General features: G+C 56.3%; 19 protein-coding genes. 11 read left to right on the forward strand and 8 right to left on the reverse strand.

All coding sequences use genetic code 11. From position 1 onward, the window contains the following. Nucleotides 1–22 precede the first annotated feature (22 nt). The 5 genes from serS (at nucleotide 23) to Q0746_RS02995 (ending at nucleotide 5,260) form a co-directional block, all read left to right on the forward strand. Nucleotides 23–1,312 (forward strand): serine--tRNA ligase, encoded by a 1,290-nt coding sequence (serS, locus tag Q0746_RS02975; protein WP_298257044.1) that lies wholly within the window; start codon nucleotides 23–25, stop codon nucleotides 1,310–1,312. A 126-nt stretch (nucleotides 1,313–1,438) separates the two neighbouring features. After that, nucleotides 1,439–2,224 carry a 5'/3'-nucleotidase SurE gene (gene surE, locus Q0746_RS02980; RefSeq protein WP_298257046.1) on the forward strand — a complete coding sequence of 262 codons (786 nt, stop codon included), beginning with the start codon at nucleotides 1,439–1,441 and terminating at the stop codon, nucleotides 2,222–2,224. Further along, complete coding sequence (locus tag Q0746_RS02985; RefSeq protein ID WP_298257048.1) at nucleotides 2,221–2,874, forward strand: protein-L-isoaspartate(D-aspartate) O-methyltransferase; 654 nt, start codon at nucleotides 2,221–2,223, stop codon at nucleotides 2,872–2,874. The genes surE and Q0746_RS02985 overlap by 4 nt, the downstream gene beginning before the upstream one ends. Before the next feature lie 45 nt (nucleotides 2,875–2,919). Next, nucleotides 2,920–4,083, forward strand: coding sequence for a peptidoglycan DD-metalloendopeptidase family protein (locus Q0746_RS02990; RefSeq protein ID WP_298257050.1), 1,164 nt, complete (start codon nucleotides 2,920–2,922; stop codon nucleotides 4,081–4,083). Between the two features lie 121 nt (nucleotides 4,084–4,204). Continuing rightward, nucleotides 4,205–5,260 (forward strand): Hint domain-containing protein, encoded by a 1,056-nt coding sequence (locus tag Q0746_RS02995; protein ID WP_298257052.1) that lies wholly within the window; start codon nucleotides 4,205–4,207, stop codon nucleotides 5,258–5,260. 19 nt (nucleotides 5,261–5,279) lie between these two features. On the opposite strand, the gene Q0746_RS03000 is transcribed toward Q0746_RS02995, so the two are convergent. From Q0746_RS03000 to Q0746_RS03020, 5 genes are all read right to left on the reverse strand, one after another. Next, nucleotides 5,280–5,768 (reverse strand): hypothetical protein, encoded by a 489-nt coding sequence (locus Q0746_RS03000; protein ID WP_298257054.1) that lies wholly within the window; start codon nucleotides 5,766–5,768, stop codon nucleotides 5,280–5,282. A gap of 99 nt (nucleotides 5,769–5,867) precedes the next feature. Next, entirely contained in the window at nucleotides 5,868–6,707 is an 840-nt protein-coding gene (locus Q0746_RS03005) for an ATP-binding protein (protein ID WP_298258035.1), read from the reverse strand. 8 nt (nucleotides 6,708–6,715) lie between these two features. Continuing rightward, on the reverse strand, nucleotides 6,716–7,621 hold the full coding sequence (gene tatC / locus Q0746_RS03010) for a twin-arginine translocase subunit TatC (RefSeq protein WP_298257056.1): 906 nt from the start codon (nucleotides 7,619–7,621) through the stop codon (nucleotides 6,716–6,718). After that, nucleotides 7,618–8,205 carry a Sec-independent protein translocase protein TatB gene (gene tatB, locus Q0746_RS03015; protein ID WP_298257058.1) on the reverse strand — a complete coding sequence of 196 codons (588 nt, stop codon included), beginning with the start codon at nucleotides 8,203–8,205 and terminating at the stop codon, nucleotides 7,618–7,620. The genes tatC and tatB overlap by 4 nt, the downstream gene beginning before the upstream one ends. A gap of 26 nt (nucleotides 8,206–8,231) precedes the next feature. After that, complete coding sequence (locus Q0746_RS03020; protein ID WP_298257060.1) at nucleotides 8,232–8,444, reverse strand: twin-arginine translocase TatA/TatE family subunit; 213 nt, start codon at nucleotides 8,442–8,444, stop codon at nucleotides 8,232–8,234. Between the two features lie 230 nt (nucleotides 8,445–8,674). Here Q0746_RS03020 and Q0746_RS03025 point away from each other — a divergent pair, with 230 nt between their 5' ends. Both Q0746_RS03025 and Q0746_RS03030 read left to right on the forward strand, forming a co-directional pair. Continuing rightward, the gene (locus Q0746_RS03025; RefSeq protein ID WP_298257062.1) at nucleotides 8,675–8,992 is read left to right on the forward strand and encodes a hypothetical protein; all 318 of its coding nucleotides are present in this window, start codon (nucleotides 8,675–8,677) and stop codon (nucleotides 8,990–8,992) included. A 19-nt stretch (nucleotides 8,993–9,011) separates the two neighbouring features. Continuing rightward, nucleotides 9,012–9,707: a YafY family protein gene (locus Q0746_RS03030; RefSeq protein WP_298257064.1), complete on the forward strand. Its 696-nt coding sequence runs from the start codon at nucleotides 9,012–9,014 to the stop codon at nucleotides 9,705–9,707. A gap of 31 nt (nucleotides 9,708–9,738) precedes the next feature. On the opposite strand, the gene Q0746_RS03035 is transcribed toward Q0746_RS03030, so the two are convergent. Continuing rightward, nucleotides 9,739–10,182 carry a DUF6314 family protein gene (locus tag Q0746_RS03035; protein WP_298257066.1) on the reverse strand — a complete coding sequence of 148 codons (444 nt, stop codon included), beginning with the start codon at nucleotides 10,180–10,182 and terminating at the stop codon, nucleotides 9,739–9,741. 9 nt (nucleotides 10,183–10,191) lie between these two features. Next, the gene (locus Q0746_RS03040) at nucleotides 10,192–10,539 is read right to left on the reverse strand and encodes a hypothetical protein (protein WP_298257068.1); all 348 of its coding nucleotides are present in this window, start codon (nucleotides 10,537–10,539) and stop codon (nucleotides 10,192–10,194) included. Nucleotides 10,540–10,620: 81 nt separating this feature from the next. Between Q0746_RS03040 and purB the strand changes: the two genes are divergently transcribed. The 3 genes from purB (at nucleotide 10,621) to Q0746_RS03055 (ending at nucleotide 14,145) form a co-directional block, all read left to right on the forward strand. After that, entirely contained in the window at nucleotides 10,621–11,922 is a 1,302-nt protein-coding gene (gene purB / locus Q0746_RS03045) for an adenylosuccinate lyase (RefSeq protein ID WP_298257071.1), read from the forward strand. 137 nt (nucleotides 11,923–12,059) lie between these two features. Further along, nucleotides 12,060–12,659, forward strand: coding sequence for a hypothetical protein (locus Q0746_RS03050; RefSeq protein WP_298257073.1), 600 nt, complete (start codon nucleotides 12,060–12,062; stop codon nucleotides 12,657–12,659). 385 nt (nucleotides 12,660–13,044) lie between these two features. Next, nucleotides 13,045–14,145 (forward strand): FliG C-terminal domain-containing protein, encoded by a 1,101-nt coding sequence (locus tag Q0746_RS03055; protein WP_298257074.1) that lies wholly within the window; start codon nucleotides 13,045–13,047, stop codon nucleotides 14,143–14,145. Nucleotides 14,146–14,229: 84 nt separating this feature from the next. Here Q0746_RS03055 and lon read toward each other — a convergent pair whose 3' ends face one another. Then, a complete protein-coding gene (lon, locus tag Q0746_RS03060; protein ID WP_298257075.1) occupies nucleotides 14,230–16,638 on the reverse strand; it encodes an endopeptidase La in 2,409 nt (802 codons plus the stop codon). Nucleotides 16,639–16,933: 295 nt separating this feature from the next. Between lon and Q0746_RS03065 the strand changes: the two genes are divergently transcribed. Beyond that, the gene (locus tag Q0746_RS03065) at nucleotides 16,934–17,797 is read left to right on the forward strand and encodes a hypothetical protein (RefSeq protein ID WP_298257076.1); all 864 of its coding nucleotides are present in this window, start codon (nucleotides 16,934–16,936) and stop codon (nucleotides 17,795–17,797) included. The last annotated feature ends 42 nt before the right edge of the window (nucleotides 17,798–17,839 follow it).

Here is a 17,839-nt window from a genome sequence, read left to right on the forward strand (position 1 = left end):
AACCTACAAGAGGACGATCCCCATGCATGACATCCGCATGATCCGCGAGACCCCCGAGGTCTTTGACGCCGCCATGAAAATGCGCAAGTCGGATGTCTCCTCTTCAGACGTTCTGGCCATTGATGCCGCCCGCCGCGCCAAGATTGCCGCCGCCGAGGAAGCCAAAGCCGCGCAGAACGCCGCCTCCAAGAACGTCGGTGCAGCCAAAGCCAAGGGCGATGAAGCCGAATTCGAGCGTTTGCGCGCCCTTGTGGGTGACAAAAAGGCCGAGGTGGCGCGCCTGAATGACGAAGCCAAGCTGGAAGACGACAAGCTGACCGCTTTACTGATGGGCTTGCCAAACATCCCGTTTGAGGACACGCCCATCGGCGAAACCGAAGACGACAACGTTGAAATCAACCGTTGGGGTACGCCGCGTCGCTTTCCCTTCACCCCAAAAGAGCATTATGAGCTGCCAGGTGTCATCCCGGGCATGGACTTCGAGACGGCCGCGAAGATATCGGGCTCGCGCTTTGTGATCCTCAAGGGGGCCGTTGCCCGCCTGCACCGCGCCTTGGCTCAATTCATGCTCGACACCCATGTGGAAAATGGCCTGTCGGAGACATGGACGCCAGTTCTGGTGAATGAGGCGATGATGTATGGCACCGGCCAGCTGCCAAAATTTGGCGAAGACAGCTACCAGACAACCACCGGTCAATGGCTGATCCCGACATCCGAAGTTTCGCTGACCAACACTGTGAACGGCGAAACTCTGGATGAAGCGAAGCTGCCGATACGCATGTGTTCGCATTCGCAGTGCTTCCGCTCCGAGGCAGGTTCTGCGGGCCGCGATACCTCGGGCATGTTGCGTCAGCACCAGTTCGAGAAAGTCGAAATGGTATCGATCACCAAACCCGAAGACAGCCGCGCCGAATTGGACCGCATGACCGCCGCCGCCGAAAGCATCTTGGAAAACCTGTTGTTGCCGTTCCGAACAGTTGTGCTGTGTACAGGCGACATTGGCTTCGGCGCGCAGCGCACGCACGACATCGAGGTCTGGTTGCCCGGTCAGCAAGCCTACCGCGAGATCAGCTCCATTTCGGTTTGTGGTGCCTTCCAAGCGCGCCGCATGAACGCGAGGTTCAAACCTGCAGACGGCGGGAAGCCCGAATATGTTCACACGTTGAACGGCTCTGGCCTAGCGGTTGGGCGTTGCCTGATTGCGGTGCTGGAGAACGGGCAACAAGCGGATGGCTCGATCGAGCTGCCGGTGGCGTTGCATCCTTACTTGGGCGGCAAAACCACGCTCGACCCGTTTGGCACGCTGATTTAGGCCTCGGCGCTTCGGGCACGATTGTGCCAATTGAATCACGCGCGGGCCCCTGTCGGGCCCGTGCCGCCTTTACCGCCTGCGTGCTTTTCCCTAAAGCTGGGTTGAAAAGCACTTAGGGCGGTCAATATGCGCATTCTCATCACCAATGACGACGGCATCAACGCACCAGGCCTTGAGGTCATTCACGCGATTGCCACCGAGGTCGCTGGCCCCACAGGTGAGGTTTGGACCGTCGCCCCCGCCTTTGAAAAATCAGGTGTGGCCCATTGCATCAACTACGCCCACCCCACGATGATAGCCGAATTGGGCCCGCGCCGCTTCGCCGCCGAAGGTGCGCCCGCTGATTGCGTTCTGGCTGGGGTGCATGATGTTATGGCAGAGGCCAAACCCGATCTAATTTTGTCAGGTGTAAACAAAGGCAATAACTCTGCCGAGAACACGGTCTATTCCGGCACCATCGGTGCGGCTATGGAAGGTGCCCTGCAAGGGGTGAAGTCTATTGCCATGTCGCAATACTTCGGGCCCGGCAATCTGGCGCTCGAAAACCAGTTCGAAGCCTCCGCGCAGCACGGCGCCGAGCTTGTCAAAAACCTACTTAAGAATGGCATTTGGGGCGGAGAAACCTATCAAACCTTCTACAATGTCAACTTTCCTCCGGTGGCGGGTGCTGATGTCAAAGGAACACGCGTGGTCCGCCAAGGACTAAGGCCAACGGGTGGGATGGGCGTGGAACGCCACACCCCGCCAAACGGGCGCAATTACCTATGGATCAAGGGCAACCCGCAAAACACCAACTCTGGCGACAACACCGACGCCACTGTCAACATCGACGGCTGGATTTCGGTCACGCCGATGCGCTGCGATCTGACGGCACATGACCTGTTGGACGATCTGGAGCGCCGCCTCGCATGAATGATGAAGCAATCTCTGATGCGGAACGCAAAATGCAGTTCCTTTTTGGGCTGCGCTCCAAGGGCGTGATGGATGCCCGTGTTCTGACGGCCATGGAAAAGGTCGACCGAGGTGCATTTATCACCGGCACCTTCGCTGATCGCGCTTATGAGGATATGCCTTTGCCTATTGCGTGCGGGCAAACGATTTCGCAGCCGTCAGTTGTGGGGCTTATGACCCAAGCCTTGGACGTGCAGTCGCGTAGCAAGGTTTTGGAGGTGGGGACCGGATCTGGATATCAGGCAGCCGTGCTGAGCCATCTTGCGCGTCGTGTCTACAGCGTGGATCGCCATGCGCGGCTCACCCGTCCCGTCCGCAAGTTATTTCAGGACCTCGACATCCACAATGTGACCATCGTCACCGGTGACGGCAGCCATGGATTGCCCGAACAGGCCCCGTTTGATCGCATCCTTGTGACGGCCGCGGCAGAAGATCCACCCGGCCCCCTCTTGGCGCAACTGCGTGAGGGCGGTATCATGGTGGTACCGGTGGGGCAGTCCGACGCGGTACAAAGCCTGATTAAGGTGACTAAGTCCCCGCAAGGGTTTGACTATGAAGAACTAATGCCGGTTCGCTTCGTCCCTCTGCTAGAGGGATTGGGGCAGGACTAAACCAAAAGGCCCAGACATAAGGGCCATGGATTGAGGAAGAAGAATATGCGCAGCAGGCGTTTCAGCAAGTTATTGCCTATGGTGGCTTTGGGTTTTGGGCTTTCTGCCTGCGACGGACAGATCGGGCAAAGCCTTGCAAATCTGGACCTCGATTTGCGTGGCACCGCTGGTGGGTTGGACACCTCAAGCGCCGCACGCAAGGCCACGGGCACCCGTCCAAAGCCGGACAACCGCGGGATCATTACATACCCCAACTATCAGGTCGCAGTGGCCCAACGCGGCGATACGGTCGCAAGTGTCGCCAACCGTATCGGGGTCAACCCAAGCGAATTGGCAAGCCACAACGGCCTGAAGATCGACGACAAGCTGAACAAAGGAGAGGTTTTGGCCCTGCGTGGCTCGGTATCGGCCCCTGCGGCTCCAAGTACTGAAACCAAACCTCTCGACATCACAGAAATCGCGACGACGGCCATTGGGCGCGCTCCGGCATCCCCCCAACGCGCGGCAAAGCCCGTCGATGGCCCAGAGCCGATCCGCCACCAAGTCGGTCGCGGAGAAACCGCCTATTCCGTGGCGAGGCTGTACAACGTCTCGGCGCGGTCTTTGGCGGAATGGAATGGCCTCGGCCCGGACTTGGAAGTTCGTGAGGGACAATATTTGCTGATCCCAGTGGCCAAAGACGGCTCCGCCACGGTGAAAGCTCCCGCCACAGAAGTTGCCGCAGTGGCACCTGGCGCAGGCACCCCGACGCCGCAGCCACCTTCTGCGACCAAACCCCTGCCCGACCAGAAGATCGAGCCAAAGGTCACACCCGCAGCCGCAACAGCGGCAGTGGCGCCAAAGGCGACTGCAAGCAAAACGGCAAAGCTGCTTCAACCGGTGTCCGGTAGCGTTTTGCGCCCCTACAAAAAGCGCAAGAACGAAGGCATCGATATCGCTGCCAGCACCGGCACGCCGGTAAAAGCAGCAGCCGACGGTGAAGTTGCGGCCATCACCCGCGACACAGATCAGGTGCCGATTTTGGTGCTTCGCCATAGCGGGAATTTGCTGACCGTCTACGCCAACATTTCTGACATCTCGGTAAAGAAGGGCGACAAAGTCTCCCGTGGTAAGACCATTGCCAAGGTTGGAAAAGGCTCGCCAAGCTTCTTGCACTTCGAAGTGCGCGAAGGGTTTGAGAGCGTCGATCCCGCCCCTTTCCTGAAGTAACAAATAGGGCAAAAGCGTGGAAACTAGCTAAAAACTTTCACGCTTTTGTCTATTTTTAGCCCGAGAATACCCCCACTCCACCGGCATTGTTCACGTATCGTAAACAGTGTTCGAGGCTATCATGGCCATTTTCTACGGGTACTCAAATGCCATTTTTGGCACGCAAAGCACGGTCAACGGCTCTGCCCATAATTACGCCTTTGGTCCTCCCATCGGCGGAAATTGGACGTGGACGGGCGCAACAACCAGTTTTCACGTTCGCGAGAATGACGGCGCGACCGTCTACAACGGCGACACCACCAATGAGCAAGTCGGCTCCAACGAGCAACTTGGCGGCGCGTGGGAGCAAGTCACTCTTATTGGCGGCACCTATTACCAAACGATTTGGGACTACACATTTGAAGTCACTGCCCCCGATGGCACGGTCTACCGTGTTGGGGTCATTGACGTTGACTTGAACAATGATGACGATCTGAACGATACCGTTGGGGGCGCTTCAGAAGACGGCTATTACTTGGTCTTTCCCGATGGGGTCCCACCAGCGGGCGTGACCTATACCATTGGTGGCATTGTAGAAAATGACGCCTACACCCCGCATACCGGCCTTGGCGCACAGGTTGTCTGTTTCGCAGCTGGCACCCGTATCGAGACTGAAAACGGGCTGGTCGAGGTGCAATATCTGCAACCTGGTGACAGGATCATGACCCGTGACGCCGGCCTGCAAGAGCTGACATGGACAGGAGCCCGCCGCGTTGACGCCATCGGTAGCCTAGCGCCGATCGTGATTAGCAAAGGCGCATTGGGCAACAGCCGCGACCTCATTGTCTCCCCGCAACACCGCATGCTGATCGAAGGATGGCAGGCTGAATTGTGGTTTGGCGAAAGCGAAGTTTTCGTGAAGGCCAAAGATCTGGTGAACGGGGACACAATCTATTCCCGCGAAGGCGGCAAGGTGAATTATCACCACATTCTGTTTGACCAGCATCAAGTGGTCTTTGCGGAAGGTGCTGCATCGGAAAGCTTCCACCCTGGACCACAAGCCCTGAGTGCTTTGGATGAAGGCCCGAGGGACGAATTGCTAACGCTGTTTCCGGATTTGGAGCATGTTACCGCTCCCCTCATGCCTTCCGCCCACATGAGCTTGAAAGGCTATGAGGCGACATGCCTTCTTCACTGAAGCACTGTTGCCTTTGCCCTTACGAATAGAAATCAATCAGAGGGCGGGACGTGTCATAGCCCGCGTTTCTTAGAGCTGGCTCCATTACGGACCAAAGCGTATCGGCCTCATCCGACTCCTCATAGGCCTTCACTGCATCGGAAATGAGAGAGACCAAAGTGTCATCAACCCCCGCACGTCCCTTGTTTTCTTCGTTTGCGGGCGCAGACTGCTCCTCTTTCTCGGCCGTGCCCCCAACGCCGGCTTTTTCGTTCAAACTTCGGGCGTCAACACCAAAGTCGCTGAGAATTGATGCCAACCCCGCGCCGGGCGGAATTCCAATTTCTCGAATTTTGGCGAGGATCTCTTGCGCATTCGCTTTAGACAAATTGTCAGTGTCGTAGAGAGACAAGAAACCGGTCAGCGCCTGTTCTTGCGCAGGGCTGATCCTTGCTTCTTGTGACAGCAGTGCTGGCATTCCACTGTAACCGGATATTCCCTGCATCAGTTTCTCCTTACGTTTTGACACGCCTGCATCATAACATAAGCACAAACCGGTAAAGGAGCCGTGAATACCCTTAACTTACATCAAATTGATCCGATGTTTCTGGCCAAACAGCAAGAAAAGCTAAACCTTCAGCCCCTGCCGTCCCGCCAAATCAGTGAAATACTGCCACGCAACCCGACCAGAACGTCCACCGCGGGTTTGCTGCCATTCAATCGCTTCAGCGCAGAGCAGCGCGTCGTTGATCTGGACCTTATGCGCCGCGCAGTAGCCACGGATCATGTCTAGATATTCATCCTGCGTACAAGGATGGAACCCCAACCACAGCCCGAAACGATCTGATAGAGAAACCTTTTCCTCGGTTGCCTCAGACGGGTTAATGGCGCCGCCCCGCTCGTTTTCGATCATATCGCGGGGCATCAGGTGACGGCGGTTCGACGTCGCATAGAAGATCACATTCTCGGGGCGACCTTCGATGCCGCCGTCCAGAACGGCCTTTAACGACTTGTAGTGTTGGTCGTCGTGGCTAAAGCTCAGATCATCGCAGTAGAGAACAAAGCGGTGATCCGAGGCCCGCAGCAGGTTCAACAACCGACCGATAGATGGCAGGTCTTCGCGCTGTACTTCCACCAATTTCAGCGGCAGGCCCGCGCGTACGATGTCGCCATGCACCGCCTTCACAAGGGAGGATTTCCCCATCCCGCGAGATCCCCAAAGCAGGGCATTATTGGCGGCGAAACCATTCGCGAATTGCAGCGTGTTGGCATGCAACGTATCGCGGGCGCGCTCAATTCCAATCAGCAGATTTAGGGCTACCCCGTTGACGCTTTGTACGGGGGCCAACCGGTCAGGATCGACGTGCCACAAAAAGGCAGAAGCCTCGTCAAAATCAGGGGCGTCACCGGGCGGCGGGGACATCCGTTCCAACGCCTGAGCGATGCGGTCCATCGGGTCATTGGTCATGTCATCCATTACGGCCCGCGATCCTCTGCATGCTCTTCTGAGGCGACATCCTCTTCGCCCAGATCATCTTCGTCGTCCCAAAGCCCCTGCTCGCGCAGCTTAACTTCACGGTCTTTTTCGACACGGGCCACCAAGAAGATGGACACTTCGTAAAGGCCGTAGACCACGGAAAAGAGCACCAGCTGCGTCACCACATCCGGCGGCGTCACCAAAGCTGCAACAATCAAAATCCCCACAACCGCGTATTTGCGGGTTCGGCGCAACCCGTCTGCGCTGGCCAAACCGGCCTTCCCCATGAGCGTCAACAACACAGGCAGTTGAAAGCACAAGCCAAAGGCCACGATCATTTTCAGTGTAATATCAAGGCTTTCGTTCACCTTTCCGTTGAAAACAATGTCGATCCCGCTGTCAGCCGTTGAGATGCTGTCAGAGGACACCATTGCCGCAAAGAAGGACGGTAAATCTGCAAAGCCAAGGAAGAAGGCCATCGCCATAGGAACCACGACGTAATGCGCAAAGGCCGCGCCAAGAAGAAACAACATCGGAGAGGCCACAAGGAAGGGCAAAAAGGCGTTCTTTTCGTTCTTATAGAGCCCAGGGGCCACAAAGCGCCAAAGTTGGTACCCGATCACCGGAAAGGACACGAACAAGCCACCCACCATCGAAATTCGCACAAGGGTAAAGAAATACTCTTGCGGGGCGGTGTACTGCATGACGGGGTTCGGATTGCCCAAATCGCGCATCGTGTTCTCGATCGGGATAAGCAGGAAATCCAGAATGGCGCTTCCGAAGGTGAAGCAAACAACCATACCTACGATAAAGGCCATCACTGCGCGGATCACGCGGGTCCGCAGTTCTGTCAGGTGCTCGATCAGCGGGGCGGAGCTGTCTTCGATGTCACTCTCGGTGCTCATGTGTCAGCTTTCTTGGCTTTTGTCTTTGGCTTGACTGCAGGGGCGGCCTTGGATTTCGAAGCCGCTTTCGGCTTCGGTGAGCTCTTCGGCTTGGCCGCCGCCTTGGGTTTGGCTGCAGTCTTGGGTTTGGCCGCCGCCTTCGGTTTGGTGGCGGTCTTGGGCTTGGCTGCAGCTTTGGCTTTGGGGGCGGTCTTGGGCTGCGCGGCTTCGGTCTCTTTTGCGATCCGGTTCTCTGCGGCCTTATGCGTTGCGGCCTTGATCTTTTCGGCGGCTTCGGCCCGCTCTTTGGCCAGTTTTTGCGTCTCCGACCCCTCAGGGAATTTGTCGAAATTGGTGGCTTCGCGGATTTTTTCCAGCCCCAACGCCTTGGGGTTGGCAGCGGCCTTCACTGTGTCGGCCACATCCTTGACGCCTGCCTCATCAGCGGCGTCCTCCATGGCACGGGAAAATTCGCGGGCCATGCGCTTGGCCTTTGCGGTAAACTGCCCCAACGTGCGGAACATGCCTGGCAAGTCTTTGGGACCGACCACCACCAAAGCAACCAGCCCCACGACCAGCAGCTCCAAACCACCTATTCCGCCCATATCAGCTTCCCCTTACCCAATCCGAATTAGGCTTTGTCTTTTTCGTCTTCTGGGGTCACATCTTTTACCGCAACATCTGCGTCTTTGAGTTCTTTGGTGCTGTCATCTACGCCCTTTTTGAACGCGGTGATGCCTTTGCCCACTTCGCCCATCAGGCCAGAGATTTTGCCGCGACCGAAAAGCACCAGTACGACGACAGCGATTAGAACGAGGCCCACAGGGCCGATATTGTTCAACATGATTTGGTCTCCCTTGATCGCGCATAGGTAGTTAGACGCGGATGAATGTTTCTGCTTCTACATCTAGGGTCTCAATGGCGCGGGGAAAAGGCGCAAAACGTCCGTGACGCTGCGAAATTCAAGCGAATTGTCACCTCAGGCAGCTTGCCTGATCACTCCTGACAGGTTTATGTCAGTTGTGGGGTGTCACAAAGCTCATATTGAAACAGAATCACTGCAGGAGCCCCCCGATGTCTCAAAACGCCCAACCACAGGTTGCCGAAATCGTTACCTTCAAACTAAAGGACGGCACTAACGAGAGCGCTTTTCTTGCGCTCATACGCGCCTCTCAAACCTGGGTTGACGGCCTGCCGGGATTCATCAGCCGGCAAGTCACGCGCGGGCCAGATGGCCGCTGGACGGATCACATCCTTTGGGCGGATGCCGCCTGCGCCAAAACCGCACAAGACAGCTTTGGCCATCAGGAATTCGCCCCCGACATCGGCGAGATCATGAACCATGAAACTCTAGAGATGCGCCATGAGACGGTGTTCATGGCCGCGTCATGACCCGCCCCGCAACCCGCCTATGAGAAGAACTGACCGCCTCTTTGATCTGATCTTGCTTCTAAGAGACGGTCGCCTGCACCGCGCCGAAGATTTGGCGCGGTCGCTGGAGGTGTCGGTGCGCACCATCTACCGCGACATGGATACGCTGCAGCTGTCCGGTGTCCCCGTCGAAGGGGAACGCGGCATGGGCTACATGATGACTGCGCCGATCACCCTGCCCCCGCTGAACCTGACGTTGGTGGAGCTGGAAGCGTTGCATCTCGGCATGGCAATCGTGGGTGAGGTCGCGGATGAGGAGTTGCAATCGGCGGCGCAAAGCTTGTCGTCAAAAATCGATGCGGTTTTGCCGGAAGACCGCTCTACTCCGCCCACAGGTTGGGGATTTGCAGTCTACCCGTTCAAGGACGCCGCTGGCGGGTTTCGCTTCATGCCTCAGCTGCGCACGGCCATTCGGTCACGCCAGAAACTCAACATCACCTATGCGACCGAGGACGGCACCCCCAGCGAGCGGATCATTCGCCCGCTCCAGATGGAATATTGGGGGCGTGTGTGGACCGTGTCCGCATGGTGTGAAATGCGAAACGATTTCCGAGTGTTCCGCGCGGATCGCATCAGAAGCCTGAAACCCTTGGCAGAACTGTTCGTCGAAGAACAAGGCAAGTCTCTTGCGGATTTACTGGCGCGAGAAAAAACCGATGAACATGACGGCTCTTAGGGGGCTGACGCCCCCAGAGAATTGAGTTCAATCAACGGGCTTGCGCCACCGGCGTGTAGCGGGAAATCATCCGGTAATCCTTGGACGGCCCAAGAACCTTCCATTCCGCCTGCCATTTCGGCCAGTGGCTGAAGTCATAGCTGACGAAATAGTAATCGGGGTCGCACAGGTGATCGTCGTCGGGCATCGATCGATCAAGTGCGATGGAATGAAACGGGCTGCCGTCTTCGAAGTGCACTGCAATCTTTTGCACGCGTCCTGCCTCCACGGCCCGCCAAATATACTGGCGCTTGGCGGTCATGGCGGGCTGCTGACCGTAGTGCAGCTCCCCTTCTTCGACATAGGTCAACTCGTGAGGGGCCGTATTGGTAAAAACCGCCATGCCAGACAGTTGCCCGTTCATCCCGTTGCGGCGGTCCATGATCGATCGCGTAAGTTGCCACTTCCCTTCAAGCTGCTCCAAGCGTCTTAGCATCCAATCCTCTTAATCTGCGTAACGTCCAATGGTCTCGGCCCCACTATCGCCGATAAACTTTAACGCAGTGCTATCCGCGTTTCGTTCTATCTTGTAGCAAGCCCAGCCCGCAGCTGGCGGCCACTGGCTGCAATATGCGTCCCCCTCGATCCGCCAAGTGCCCCAAGTTTCGTGCCCGCTGGTGTAAAGCGTTCGACCAGAGGGATAGAAGTGCTGCGTGGCCCCCTCATAGATCAAGCCTCTGTCGCTGAGCGCCATTTCGGCCTGCGCGCCGGTAAGCGGCAGCCACTTCGGGCTTCCCCAACAAGGTGCACATAGCACAAAACCCGCGAGAATGGCAGCGACCCCCTGTCTCATATGGCTTATCTCCGGTTGTTCCTGTTGCCGCGGCAGTTTAAGACGCCCGCATCTGCCACGCAAACTATGAGAGCGCTTCATATGATCCCTCGCTATTCCCGCCCCGAGATGGTTGCCATTTGGTCACCTGAGACCAAGTTCCGCATCTGGTACGAGATCGAAGCACACGCCTGCGACGCCATGGCCGATCTGGGTGTGATCCCGCGCGAAAACGCCGACGCCGTTTGGAAAGCCAAAGACGTTGAATTCGACGTGGCCCGCATCGACGAGATCGAAGCCGTCACCAAGCATGACGTCATCGCCTTCCTGACGCATCTGGCAGAGCATGTCGGATCTGACGAGGCGCGCTTCGTGCACCAAGGCATGACCTCCTCAGACGTGTTGGACACCTGCTTGAACGTGCAACTGGTCCGCGCCTCCGACATTCTGATCGAAGACCTGAAAGGCCTGATGGCAGCACTTAAAACCCGCGCGCTAGAGCATAAAGACACCGTGCGCGTTGGCCGCTCCCACGGCATCCACGCAGAACCCACTACCATGGGCCTGACCTTCGCGCGCTTCTACGCTGAAATGGACCGCAACTTGGCCCGCCTGAAAGCCGCCCGCGAAGAAATCTCTACCGGTGCTATCTCCGGCGCCATCGGCACATTCGCCAATGTGGACCCCCGCGTTGAGGAACACGTCTGCGAAAAGCTGGGCCTGTCGCCAGAGCCGATCTCGACCCAAGTGATCCCGCGCGACCGCCACGCGATGTTCTTCTCTGTGCTGGGTGTGATTGCTTCCTCGATGGAAAACATCGTCATTGAAATCCGCCACATGCAGCGCACCGAAGTTCTGGAAGGTGCTGAATTCTTCTCGATGGGGCAAAAAGGCTCTTCCGCGATGCCGCACAAGAAGAACCCGATCCTGACCGAAAACCTGACCGGCCTTGCCCGTCTGGTGCGCATGGCAGTTATTCCGGCCATGGAAAACGTCGCCCTGTGGCACGAGCGTGATATCTCGCACTCTTCGGTGGAGCGCACGATTGCCCCAGACGCCACAATCACGCTGAACTTCGCGCTGAAACGTTTGACCAGCGTTATCGAGAAGATGCTGATCTTCCCTGACAACATGCTCGACAACATGAACAAATTCCCTGGCCTCGTGATGTCGCAGCGTGTGCTGCTGGCATTGACCCAAGCAGGCGTGTCGCGCGAGGATGCCTACTCCATGGTGCAGCGCAACGCGTTGAAGGTTTGGGAACACCGCGTTGATTTCCAAGAGCAATTGTTGGCTGACGAGGAAGTCGTCGCGGCCCTTGGCGTGGAGGCAATCAACGAAAAGTTCGACATGGGCTACCACACCAAACACGTTGATACGATCTTCAAGCGTGTCTTTGGCTAGATGATACCGAAATAGAACTCCCCCAGTGCTGGGCCGCGATTTGAGTTTTCTGTTTACAATGGGCAGAAAATTTCCGAGTTTGCAGCGGCACAGCTGCCCTTACCCAATTGGCGGCATGCACTGGGGGACATCTACCTATGACAATATTTAGCTGGGCACGTGGCGGGCTTTTCGCTGCATGTGCGACCTTGATTACAACAGGCACTGCGCTGGCATCAGGGGGCTACGACAACGGGACACCGGCTGGTCGTGGCAATCTGGACCTTGAGTTCACCTTAAACCCGGGAGACGCGTTCGAGGACGGCCAGACTTACGTGGTTTGGGGGTACGGCCTAACCGAGAAGCTGGATTTTCATGGCTATGTCTCTCATGAGGCCAACGGCACTGATCAGTTCTATCTGGGCCTTATGTATAATTTTTACAGCAATGAATGGCTGGATCTGTCGACTGCCATCGGGTTCAGACAGCGCAGCGGAGTGACGGATATTTTCCTGCCGCAACTGTTGTACACCATAAAACTCCCCAATGATTATGATATCATCGGCAGCGCAGTGAACGTCTATAACACGACGGATAATGAAAACCGTGGTGTCGCGCTGGATGTGGGTCTTCGCATCCCTCTTCCCACGGTTTTGACGCCAAAAATTGCCAAAGATGCCAAGTTGACTGTCGGGGCCTTCCGGCGCGCGGCTGGTGGCCGGTGGCTACCGACCTATAGCGTTGATCTGCGCTTCTAAGCGGTTGGTTCTTCTCCGGTTTGGTCTTTTTCTGCACTCGTGTTAGTATTTGCAGCTTAGACAACAGGAGAGACACGCAGATGAAGACCAAAACGCTCTTGGCCGCTCTGGCCCTCGCCCTGATGCCAGCGCTTGCGTCGGCACAATGCATTAAAGGACAGCACAAGCAGGCCGCGTCGTGCCAAGCTGGCACCTCATGGGATGCTGCCACAGGCGCGTGCGTGAGCCAACCGACGGGATAACGCCGCCCGACCACTGGGCGGCCCCGCCGCCCTGTGGGCATTTTGCATAAATCGTTCCTATCTCGGCGCCCTACTATCACCCCTCGTTAATATCCGCCCTGTCTACTGAGCTGTGCGAGAATACTAATGGGATGGGAAAAACCATGGATATGGTGGCACAGCCGCGCGCCAGCGTGGGTTTGGGAATTGGCGGCAAGGTCGCTGACAGAGCATTTGCCTTTGATGGCTCGGACAAACCAATCGCGCTGAACGGCGCACAAAAAGCGGCCGTCATCGTGCAGATGCTACTGCATGCCGGTGGGGCAATTCCCCTTTCAGTCATGTCCGAAGCCACTCAGGTGCATCTGGCACGTGTTTATGCGTCGATGGGGCCGATCAACAAGGCAACCGTTGCCAAGGTTCTGACGGATTTCTCAACCCATCTTGACGCCCATGGGCTTAGCTTTCCCGTCGACACCACAGCCGCGCTGGATGCGCTGGAAGGGAATTTAAGCGATAGCCTGCTGGAACGCATGCGCCAAATTCACAGCCCCACCTTGCCCAAGAACACATGGGAGTTGATCGCAGATATTCCGCCTGAAGAATTGGCTGAGAAAATCGCCGCTGAAAGCCCGCGTGTGGGGGCAATTATCATGTCGAAACTGCCCGCGGCTGCGTCCAGCAACGTGATGGAATTGCTGGAAATTGAAACCGCAAATGCCGTAACCTTCGCCATATCAGAGACCGAAGCCGTTCAAGTTGAAACGGTGGACATCGTCGCACAAACCATATTGAACAGTGGATCCGGAAACGCAGAAGGCGGGGCGTTCACGGCCAAACCTGTTGCCCGAGCAGCATCCCTGCTCAATGCGGCCGGTTCGGCTCAACGCGATACTGTGCTGGAGGCCTTGGATGCCCTCGATGCTGCCTTCGCCGCACAGGTCCGCAAAGCGATCTTCACATTCCCAGATATTCTGACACGACTGAAACCGACCGACATTCCTGCGATCATTCGCGTACTTCCTGGGGACGAGTTGAACGCCGCATTGAAAGCGGGCTCAAACGATCATGTGGAGGTTGTCGACTTTATCTTGGAAAACCTTTCAAAACGTATGGCAGACGCCATCCGCGAGGAACTCTCCGAGGTCGCACCACTCTCTGGAAAACCGGCAGAGACAGCGATGGGCAAGCTGACAGCCGCCATCCGGCAGCTGGAAGAAAGTGGCGACCTGACATTGATTGCACGGGAAGAACCGGAAGAATAACCGGCGCATTTGATACGTCATTGGTGGGAACAAAAAAGGGCGGCCTCCTCAGGTCGCCCTTTCAAATTCAACGATTACAAAACCTTAGTGCGCGACAGCACCTGATGTGTCGCTCCCCTTCGCCGCCAATGCTGCGGCGGCGGCTTCCTCGGCTTCTTCGTCCCATTCAACGGCCTCAGGCTCGGATACCAACGCGAGCTTAAGCACCTCGGAGACATGGCTGACGGGGATGATTTCCAGACCCGCCTTCACGTTGTCAGGAATTTCCGGCAGGTCTTTTTCGTTCTCTGCAGGGATAAGCACCGTCTTGATCCCTCCACGCAGCGCCGCCAGAAGCTTCTCTTTCAAGCCACCAATCGGCATTGCGTTGCCGCGCAGCGAGACCTCCCCTGTCATGGCGATGTCTTTGCGCACGGGAATTTTCGTAAGCACCGACACAATTGAGGTGACCATCGCCAAGCCTGCGGAAGGGCCGTCTTTTGGTGTCGCGCCATCGGGGACGTGAACATGGATATCAAGCTTGTCAAAACTTGGCGGCTTCACCCCAATCGTAGGAGAGATAGAGCGCACATAGGAAGACGCCGCGTCGATAGATTCCTTCATCACATCGCCGAGCTTGCCGGTGGTCTTCATCCGGCCTTTGCCCGGCAGGCGCAGCGCCTCGATTGATAGCAATTCGCCACCAACGGAGGTATAGGCCAAACCGGTGACGACACCGATTTGGTCGTCCTGCTCGGCCAAGCCATAGCGATACTTTTTGACGCCAAGATAGTCGTCCAGATTGTCAGGCGTGATCGACACGGAGGTTTCAGCCTTGCGCACAATCTTGGTAACGGCCTTACGGGCCAGTTTGCCAATTTCGCGCTCCAGATTCCGCACACCCGCTTCACGCGTGTATGTCCGGATCATTTCAAGCAATGCCGCGTCGGTCAGCTCGAACTCGCCCTTTTTCAAACCGTGGTTCTTAACCTGTTTGGCAATCAAATGCTGCTTGGCGATTTCGGATTTTTCGTCCTCGGTATAGCCCGCCAACGGGATGATTTCCATGCGGTCAAGCAGTGGGCCAGGCATGTTGTAGCTGTTTGCGGTGGTCAGGAACATGACATTGGACAGGTCGTATTCCACCTCCAGATAGTGATCGACGAATGTACCGTTTTGTTCCGGATCAAGCACTTCTAACATCGCGGACGCCGGATCCCCGCGGAAATCCTGCCCCATTTTGTCAATTTCATCTAACAAAATCAGCGGGTTGGTTGTCTTTGCCTTTTTAAGCGCTTGGATGATTTTACCCGGCATAGAGCCGATATACGTGCGGCGGTGACCGCGGATTTCAGATTCGTCACGCACCCCCCCCAGCGAGATGCGGATAAATTCACGCCCCGTTGCTTTGGCCACAGATTTCCCAAGAGAGGTTTTACCAACACCCGGAGGGCCAACAAGGCACATGATCGGGCCCTTCAGCTTTTTCGAGCGCTGCTGCACCGCAAGATACTCAACGATGCGTTCCTTAACTTTCTCTAGTCCGTAGTGGTCGTCATCAAGGACTTGTTCCGCTTTCGCCAAATCCTTCTTCACCTTGGATTTCACCCCCCACGGGATGCCCAAAACCCAGTCCAGATAATTGCGCACAACTGTGGCTTCAGCAGACATCGGGCTCATATTCTTGAGCTTTTTCACTTCCGCGTCGACCTTCTCCTTGGCCTCCTTGGACAGCTTGATTTTGCTAATTTTCGCCTCTAGCTCGGCCACTTCGTTCTGGCCTTCTTCGCCGTCGCCCAGTTCCTTTTGAATGGCTTTCATTTGCTCATTCAAATAGTACTCGCGCTGCGTACGCTCCATTTGGTTTTTGACGCGGGATTTGATCTTTTTCTCGACCTGAAGCACGGACATTTCGCCCTGCATCATGCCATAAACTTTCTCCAACCGCTCCGCCACAGAGAGGGTTTCCAGCAGCTCTTGCTTTTGGTGAACTTCGACACCCAGATGGCCGCCGACCAAATCGGCGAGCTTATCCGCCGCTTCGGTTTCCGCGACCGAGGCTAAGGCCTCTTCGGGGATGTTTTTCTTCACTTTGGCATAGCGCTCGAACTCTTGGGCGACCGAACGGGTCAACGCATTGACGGTTTCCTCGTCACCCAAAACTTCATTCAATTCAACGGCTTGCGCCTCAAAGAAGTTCTCGTTCTCAACGTAAGTTTCAATTCTTACGCGTGAGTGACCTTCGACCAAAACCTTCACGGTCCCATCGGGCAATTTCAGCAGCTGCAAAACATTCGCGAGGACGCCCACTTCATAGATGTCGTCCGCAGAAGGGTCATCTTGAGAGGGGTCAATCTGGCTCGACAAAAGGATCTGTTTGTCATCCTTCATCACCTCTTCCAAGGCGCGAACCGATTTGTCGCGTCCCACGAAAAGCGGAACGATCATATGTGGAAAAACCACGATATCTCGCAAAGGCAAAACGGGGTAAGAAAGGGTTGGTTGCTCGGTCATCTTTTTTCCTTTTTAGCAAGACTGCCAAAGCCCCGCATGCGCAGCAGCTGTTCAGCAATCTCCGGTATCGGACTCATGAAGTGGGGGCCATCCCTGCCTCTTTCAACCATCTACCGAATTGGTTGAGGACAGTTTGGCCCCGCAGCGCCCCAGATACAAGCCGATGTCAGGATGAATTTTACTCTTGTCGCCATGGTTTCGGACATTGGAAATCCCAAATCCAGCCTCACTCATGCCCCATTAACAAACGATCAACACTTCATAACAAGTGTTTTAGATCTGCTCAGAGGCCCGTATGCTCTCATTATTCCTGCGTCACTATCGTCGCTTCACAGCGTTTTCCCTAGGCCTTGCCTGCCTTGGGCCTGTGATGTTGAGGGCGTTGGGCTTTACCCCTTCATTGATCGGGACTCTCAGCATTATCTTCGCGGCTTTCTTGGCCAGCGTCTTCCTCGGGGCACTCATGTACATCCTTGCCCCGCGGCGCCGCGGATGTCTGGAGATCGCCGGAATGGGCGCGCTGATCGCGGCCAGTTTGCTCTATTTCACGTTTCCCACCAGCTTTAGCCCGTTGATCGCCGTCGGATGCGCCGTTGGTCTTTGGGGCCTTACTTCTGTGGGGATTGGGGCCGCGCTACACGGGAAACACGCACGCAAAATCGGGACCCTCACCTCTTGGCGGGATCGCTATTCCGGCCATATCCCCTATCCCGCGCGCTTGATTTGGCGCCACGTTGTTCCAGGTGCGGCTGACCCAAGTGATCATTGCACCGGCATGATGGCAAAATATGACGAAGATCTGGAAGATCCGGACACAGTTCATGTCACCTTCAAAGGGCGCAAAGGCCGCGCCGCCGAGTATTCGTTGACGTTTCTTGAACGCGATGAACCCTCCGCTTGCCGCTTTTTCTTCCAAGGAAACGAGGCAGATGGCACCTTCGTTGATGGGGTGTTTTCATTGCGAACGACCACGCTGGATCGCGATTCATGCTTTGTCTCTTGCGTCGAGGAACGCTCCGGTTTGAGCATCGGGAAGCTGGTTGAGCGCTGGTTTGACGACGCCTTGGGCTATCAACACGATAGGCTGGTCGACATTTTGGACCGCTTGTATGGCGAAACATACGGTCAAACCAAAGCCGGCCTGACCCCTGCCGAATAGGCACCTCGCCCCTACTGGTCTTCGTGGACAATAGTGGGTTAG

The sequence above is a fragment of the uncultured Litoreibacter sp. genome (assembly GCF_947487515.1).
Lineage (GTDB): Bacteria > Pseudomonadota > Alphaproteobacteria > Rhodobacterales > Rhodobacteraceae > Litoreibacter.